The sequence below is a fragment of the Curtobacterium sp. APC 4022 genome (genome assembly GCF_030407555.1).
GTDB lineage: Bacteria > Actinomycetota > Actinomycetes > Actinomycetales > Microbacteriaceae > Curtobacterium.
Window position 1 is genome coordinate 1 of record NZ_JASDDD010000087.1, and the last position, 6,114, is coordinate 6,114.

The window sequence follows — 6,114 nt, forward strand, 5'->3', positions numbered from 1 at the left end:
ACCAGCCGGAAGGCCTGCCCATGTCCACGACGGTCCTGCCAGACTCCGAGGCCATCGACCTGACGCACACCAAGGCGCCGACCCTCTCAGGGCCGTCGCCTCGTGGGAAGCGCCGCGCTCCGTGGCTCCCGTACGCACTCGTCGGTCCCGCGATCCTCTTCGAGCTGCTCATCCACATCGTGCCGATGCTCGTCGGCATCTGGATCAGCTTCGTGCAGCTCACCAAGTACTTCATCGCGAACTGGGGTGCCGCGCCCTTCGCCGGGCTGCGGAACTACTCCGTCGCGGTCGACTTCGACCAGGCGATCGGCCGTGGGCTGCTCAGCTCGTTCCTCATCACCTGTGCCTTCACGATCCTCGTGGTCGGGCTGTCCTGGGGCTTCGGCATGGCCGCCGCGGTCGCCTTGCAGAAGCCGTTCCGCGGTCGCGGGCTCTTCCGCACGCTGTTCCTGGTGCCCTACGCGCTGCCGATGTACGCCGGCGTCATCACCTGGAAGTTCATGTTCCAGCGTGACTCGGGCGCCCTGAACCACGTCCTGGTCGACCAGCTGCACCTGTTCGGTTCGAACGCGCCGTTCTGGCTCATCGGCAACAACGCCTTCGTGGCCGTCGTCGTCGTGGCGATCTGGAAGACCTGGCCGTTCGCGTTCCTCATGCTGATGGCGGGCCTCCAGTCCGTGCCGGCCGACGTCTACGAGGCCGCCTCGGTCGACGGTGCCAAGCCCTTCCGGCAGTGGCGCTCGATCACGCTGCCGATGGTCCGCCCGGTCAACGTCACGCTGGTGCTGGTGATGTTCCTCTGGACGTTCAACGACTTCAACACCCCGTTCGTGCTGTTCGGCTCGACCGCGCAGCCGCCGGCCGCCGACCTGTTGAGCTTCCACATCTACAACGCGTCGTTCATCACCTGGAACTTCGGCTCCGGTGCCGCGATGAGCGTCCTGCTCCTCCTCTTCCTGCTCGTCGTCACCGGCATCTACCTGGCCGTCACCAACCGGAGGTCCGTCCGTGCGTGAAACAACGGGGGCGAAGTCCTTCAAGGTCATCGTCCTGGCACTGCTCACCGTCTTCACGGTGGTGCCGCTCTACGTCATGATCACCACCGCCATCAAGCCGCTCGGCGACGTGCAGAACGACTTCACGTGGATCCCGTCGCGGATCACGTTCCAGCCGTTCATCGACATGTGGTCGACGGTCCCGCTCGGCCGGTACTTCATCAACTCGCTCGTGGTCTGCACGGTCGCGACGGTGTTCTCGCTGATCATCGCCACGTTCGCCGCCTACGCGGTGTCGCGGTGGAACTTCAAGGGCAAGAGCGCCTTCACCACGACGGTGCTCTCGACCCAGATGTTCCCCGGCGTGCTGTTCCTGCTGCCGCTGTTCCTGATCTTCACCAACCTCGGCAACACGCTCGGCATCCAGCTGGTCGGCAGCTGGCTCGGCCTGATCATCACGTACCTGACGTTCACGTTGCCGTTCTCGATCTGGATGCTCGCGGGCTACTTCGAGACGATCCCGCGCGAACTCGACGAGGCTGCGATGGTCGACGGTTCCGGCCCGATGGGCGCGCTGTTCCGGATCATCCTGCCCTCGGCCCGTCCCGGTCTCGTGGCGGTCGGCATCTACTCGTTCATGACGGCCTGGGGCGAGGTCCTCTTCGCCTCCGTCATGACGAACGGCCTCGGCTCGACGCTGGCGGTCGGTCTGCAGCAGTACTCGACGCAGACGAACGTGTACTGGAACCAGATCATGGCGGCCTCGCTCGTCGTGTCGATCCCGGTCGTCATCGCGTTCCTCGTGGTGCAGCGCCAGTTCGTCGCCGGCCTGACCGCCGGTGCGGTGAAGTAGCCGCGACCACCTGACGGGAGGCGCGGTGCGGGTCCGTCCCGCACCGCGCCTCCCGTCCGTGGTCCGGCCGGCGCGCGCCCGCCCGACCGTGGTGCGGCGCGCGTCCTCCCGCCCGTGGTGCGGCGCGGACTGCACCTGCCGTGTCCGATCCGAACCGTGGACTCCCGCGGTTCGGATCGGATTCCGTTGTGCGGCGCCTCGCCGAACCACGACAACGACAACGACCACGACCACGACCACCACCACGCACGACAGGATGGATGCATGACCGAGACCCGGGGGCGGCAACTTCTGCCCGGACAGACCAGCCGCGTGCACGTGTACGACGTCGAGACGCGCACCGGCCGGCTGGTGTTCGCCTCGGACACGGTGCTGGTCGAGGCACCGAACGTCCTGGACGCCGACACCCTGGTGCTCAACGCCGACGGCGACCTCTGGCTGCTGCCGGTGCCCGCGGCCGGGACGGTCCTCGACGAGACCGCGCTCGTGCCGGTGCCGATGCCGGGTGTACCCGAGATCAACAACGACCACGTGCTCGACCCCTCGGGGCAGTCCGTCGTGGTGAGCGGGCGGGACGGTGAGCTCTACCGCGTGCCGCTGCCTGCCGGCGGCCCGGGGATCCGCATCACCGACACCTCCGCCGCCCTGCCGACCGTGCGGAAGTACTACCTGCACGGCATCGCTCCCGACGGTTCCGCGCTGGCCGCGATCGTGGGCGAACGCTCACCACAGGGCGTCTGGACCACCGACGTCGCCCTCGTCGACCCGGCGACCGGCGTCACGACGTTCCGCACCCGTGACGCGCACCCGGACGACGGGTGCGCGTGGACCCCGGACGGCGGGACCCTGCTGTTCAACACCGAGCGGTTCACCCCGGGCACGGCGCAGCTCGCCGCCCTGCGCGACGGGTCGACGGACCCCGTGCAGATCACCGGTGACGAGCGGGTGAACTGGTTCCCGCACGTCTCCCCGGACAGTGCGCACCTGCTGTACCTGTCGTACGAGCCCGGCGTGCACGGGCACCCGGCGGACCACCGGGTGGAACTGCGGCTGCTGCCCGGGGTCCTGGCGCGGGGTGCCCGGATCGCGGTGGTGCCGGAGACGCTGGTCGTCCTCGACGGCGGGCAGGGGACCGTGAACGTGCCGCCGTGGGCTCCGGACTCGTCGTGGTTCGCGTACTGCGACTACCCGGTCACGGCGGGCTGACGCCGCCGCGGTCGCCGCGCCGCGGCGGTCGCCGCGCCGCCGCGCCGCGGCTTCGTGGAACACCGGTGTTCGTCCGTCGCGCCGCGGAGATCCGCGGTGTGACACACGAACACCGGTGTTCCGCCGCCCGCCGCGCCCGCCCGCCCGCGCGCGCCCGCCAGCCGGCGCCGCGACTACACCTCGCGGACCTGACCCTGCTTGATGTGCAGCCGACGCTCCGCGCGCCGCGCCACCCACGAGTCGTGCGTCACGATGACGACCGTCAACCCGCGGTCCTTCCACTGCCGCTCGATGAGCCCCATGATCTCGTCGCGGGTGCCCTCGTCGAGCGCCCCGGTCGGCTCGTCCGCCAGCAGGACCGTCGGGTCCTTCACCAGCGCGCGGGCGATCGCGACGCGCTGCTGCTGACCGCCGGAGAGCTCGGCCGGCAGGTGGTCGAGCCGTTCCTCGAGGCCGACCTCGCGCAGGGCGGTCGTGGCCCGTTCGCGGACCTCGGCCCGGGAGCGGTTCGCGAGGCTGCCCGCGAACGCGGTCTCGACGTTCTCGAGCGCGGTCAGGGTCGGGATGAGGTTGAAGCTCTGGAACACGAAGCCGATCTCGGTCGCCCGGACGTCGGTGAGCGCCCGGTCCCCGAGCACGGCGACGTCCCGGTCACCCAGGAACACCGAACCGCTGCTCGGCCGGTCGAGCGCACCGAGCATCTGCAGCAGCGTCGACTTGCCGCCGCCGGTCGGTCCCTGCACCGCGACGAGCTGCCCCTGCGGGATCTCGAGGTCGACCCCGGCCAGCGCGGTGACGGTCCGGTTCTTCTGCCGGTACGTCTTGGTCACGCCCGACAGCCGGTAGACGGGCCGGGAGGCGGTGGGCACGCCGTCCGTGGCGGCTGCGGTCTCGGTGGTGGTCACGATGGCTCCTCGGTCGTCGGGATGGTGGGGTCGGTCGTGCGGGTCGTGTGGCTCGTGCGGGTCGTGCGGGTCGTGCGGGTCGCGCTGGTGCCGGCCGGGTCGGTCGGGGTGCGCCGGTCGGCCGGCATCACGACACGCTCCGGAGTGCTTCCGCCGGCCGGAGCCGGGAGGCCCGCCATCCGCCGAGCGCGCCCGCGAGCAGCCCGCCGAGGACCGCGAGCCCGATGGCGAGCAGGATCACCTCGATGGTGACCGGGGCGTGCAGGACGACGTCCGTGGTCGTCGCCGTCTGCCCGCCGCTGCCGAAGCCGCCTGCGGGTGCGCCACCGGTCGTGCCGCTGCCGGCCGCCGCCGTCGCGGCTGCGCCGGGCATCCCACCACCCGCGCCGGGACCGGTCCGGGTGCTGGTGGCGGCGCTCGCCGAGACCGTGGGGGCGATGACGTTCACGACGAGGATGCCGACGAGGCCGGTCGCGGCGCCGATGACACCGCCGATCAGTCCCTGCACGAGCGACTCGCCCGCGACCTGCCGCGTGATGCGGCCGTTCGACCAGCCGATGGCCTTGAGGGTGCCGAACTCACGGGTGCGGCGGGTGACGCCGGAGATGGTGAACAGGATGGCGATGAGGAACGCCGCCGCCAGGATGACGATCGACAGCCACCGGCCGAGGTTCGACACGAGGGTCGACGCCGTCGCCAGGGAGCCGGACACGCTCGAGGCGAGGTCGGACTCGGTGGAGACGGTTGCGCTCGACAGCTCCTTCTGCAGCGCGGTCTTGATCGTCGCGACGTCGGAGGACGACTCGGCGGAGACGTAGACGGATGTCACTTTGCCGGACAGGTCGGCGAGCGTCTGCGCGGTGTCGAGCGGGATGTACGTGTTCGAGCCGGTGGTGGACGCGGACCCGGTCGAGGCGACGATCCCGATGACGTCGAAGGTCTTCCCGCCGATCGAGACCGTGTCGCCGACGGCCTTCGACTCGCTCTTGGCGTACGCCGCGTCGAGCACGACGACGTCCTTGCCGGCGTCGGCCGTGGTGAAGGGACGGCCCTTCGTCGTCTCGGTGCTGGTGAGCGGGCCGACCGTGTCGCCGGAGACCGGGATGCCGGTGACCGTGAACGAGTCGACGCTGAACGAGCCGCCGCCGAAGCCGCCACCGCCCTGGCCCGTGCTGTTCTGGCCCGTGCTGCTCTGGCCCGTCCCGCTCGGTGGGCCGCCCTGCGCCGCACCGTCACTGCTGCTGCTGCTGCCGTCGCTCTGCTCGACCTGGCCGGAGAACGTGCTGTTCTCGAGCGTCAGGACGCCGGTCGCGGCCGCCACCCCGTCGGTTCCGGCGACCGTCGCCACGTTCGCGGCGGTCAGGGTGCTCGTGCCGCGGGACACCGCCAGGCGGGACTGGGACAGGTCGGTGGAACCGCTGCTGCTGCTGCCCGACGAGCCCTGGTCGCCGAAGTCGAACGACGGCCGGCCGGTGCTGCTGGACGTCGGGGTCTCGGTCTTCGTCACGGTGATGTCGGTGCCGACGCCGTACACGGATGCCAGGACGCTCGACTGGGCGGACTGCACGCCGCTCGCGATCGACGAGACGATGACGACGAGCGCGATGGCCAGCGCCATCCCGACCGCGATGATGACCGTCTGCTTCTTGCGGTTCGTGAGTTCGCGCCTGAGGTAGGTCAGGAACATGGTTCTCCTCGGTGGGGGCCGACCCGGGAGCACCGGTCGCGCGGATCACGCGGCGGGGGCCGACGAGGAGAACCTAGGAACGGCCACCAAGGGCGGCCCTTCGGTCTGCTGTCAGAACGGTAAGGAGGGACGAGGACAGGTCAGGACGCGTCGCCGTAGGTGCGGCGGAGGTGCTCGGCGTAGCCGCCCGGTGTCCGGCCGTCGAACCGACCGCTGGTGACGACCGGGAGGCCCGTGGTCGCGTCCACGCGCAGCCCCAGCGCGCGGGCGCGCGCCACCAGGCGGACGTCCTCGTGCTCCGGCACCGGGTCGAAGCCACCCAGGGCACGGTAGGCGTCCGCGCGGATGCCGAGGTTCGCGCCGTGCACGTGGCCGAGGGTCGCCCCGGGCGGGTGGGTCGCCTGCCAGCGGGCGAGGACCACCGCGTCGAGGTCGTCCGGGTCCGGCACGACGGCACCGACGAGGACG

Annotated in this window: 6 protein-coding genes and 1 pseudogene; 3 read left to right on the forward strand and 4 right to left on the reverse strand. The window is 70.8% G+C overall.

Annotated features, from left to right (window positions below):
• Window positions 1–20: 20 nt before the first annotated feature.
• From QL987_RS16520 to QL987_RS16530, 3 genes are all read left to right on the forward strand, one after another.
• The gene (locus QL987_RS16520; RefSeq protein ID WP_221850425.1) at window positions 21–1,016 is read left to right on the forward strand and encodes a sugar ABC transporter permease; all 996 of its coding nucleotides are present in this window, start codon (window positions 21–23) and stop codon (window positions 1,014–1,016) included.
• Window positions 1,009–1,848 carry a carbohydrate ABC transporter permease gene (locus QL987_RS16525; protein ID WP_111074340.1) on the forward strand — a complete coding sequence of 280 codons (840 nt, stop codon included), beginning with the start codon at window positions 1,009–1,011 and terminating at the stop codon, window positions 1,846–1,848. Before QL987_RS16520 ends, QL987_RS16525 begins: the two co-directional genes overlap by 8 nt.
• A gap of 264 nt (window positions 1,849–2,112) precedes the next feature.
• Window positions 2,113–3,054: a biopolymer transporter Tol gene (locus QL987_RS16530; protein ID WP_290158739.1), complete on the forward strand. Its 942-nt coding sequence runs from the start codon at window positions 2,113–2,115 to the stop codon at window positions 3,052–3,054.
• 173 nt (window positions 3,055–3,227) lie between these two features.
• Here QL987_RS16530 and QL987_RS16535 read toward each other — a convergent pair whose 3' ends face one another.
• From QL987_RS16535 to QL987_RS16550, 4 genes and pseudogenes are all read right to left on the reverse strand, one after another.
• Window positions 3,228–3,959: an ABC transporter ATP-binding protein gene (locus QL987_RS16535; RefSeq protein WP_253463751.1), complete on the reverse strand. Its 732-nt coding sequence runs from the start codon at window positions 3,957–3,959 to the stop codon at window positions 3,228–3,230.
• Window positions 3,956–4,087: a hypothetical protein gene (locus QL987_RS16540; protein WP_290158741.1), complete on the reverse strand. Its 132-nt coding sequence runs from the start codon at window positions 4,085–4,087 to the stop codon at window positions 3,956–3,958. Before QL987_RS16540 ends, QL987_RS16535 begins: the two co-directional genes overlap by 4 nt.
• Window positions 4,087–5,646: an FtsX-like permease family protein gene (locus tag QL987_RS16545; protein ID WP_290158750.1), complete on the reverse strand. Its 1,560-nt coding sequence runs from the start codon at window positions 5,644–5,646 to the stop codon at window positions 4,087–4,089. The genes QL987_RS16540 and QL987_RS16545 overlap by 1 nt, the downstream gene beginning before the upstream one ends.
• 140 nt (window positions 5,647–5,786) lie before the next feature.
• Window positions 5,787–6,114: pseudogene (locus QL987_RS16550) on the reverse strand (glycosyl transferase); the annotation flags it as partial.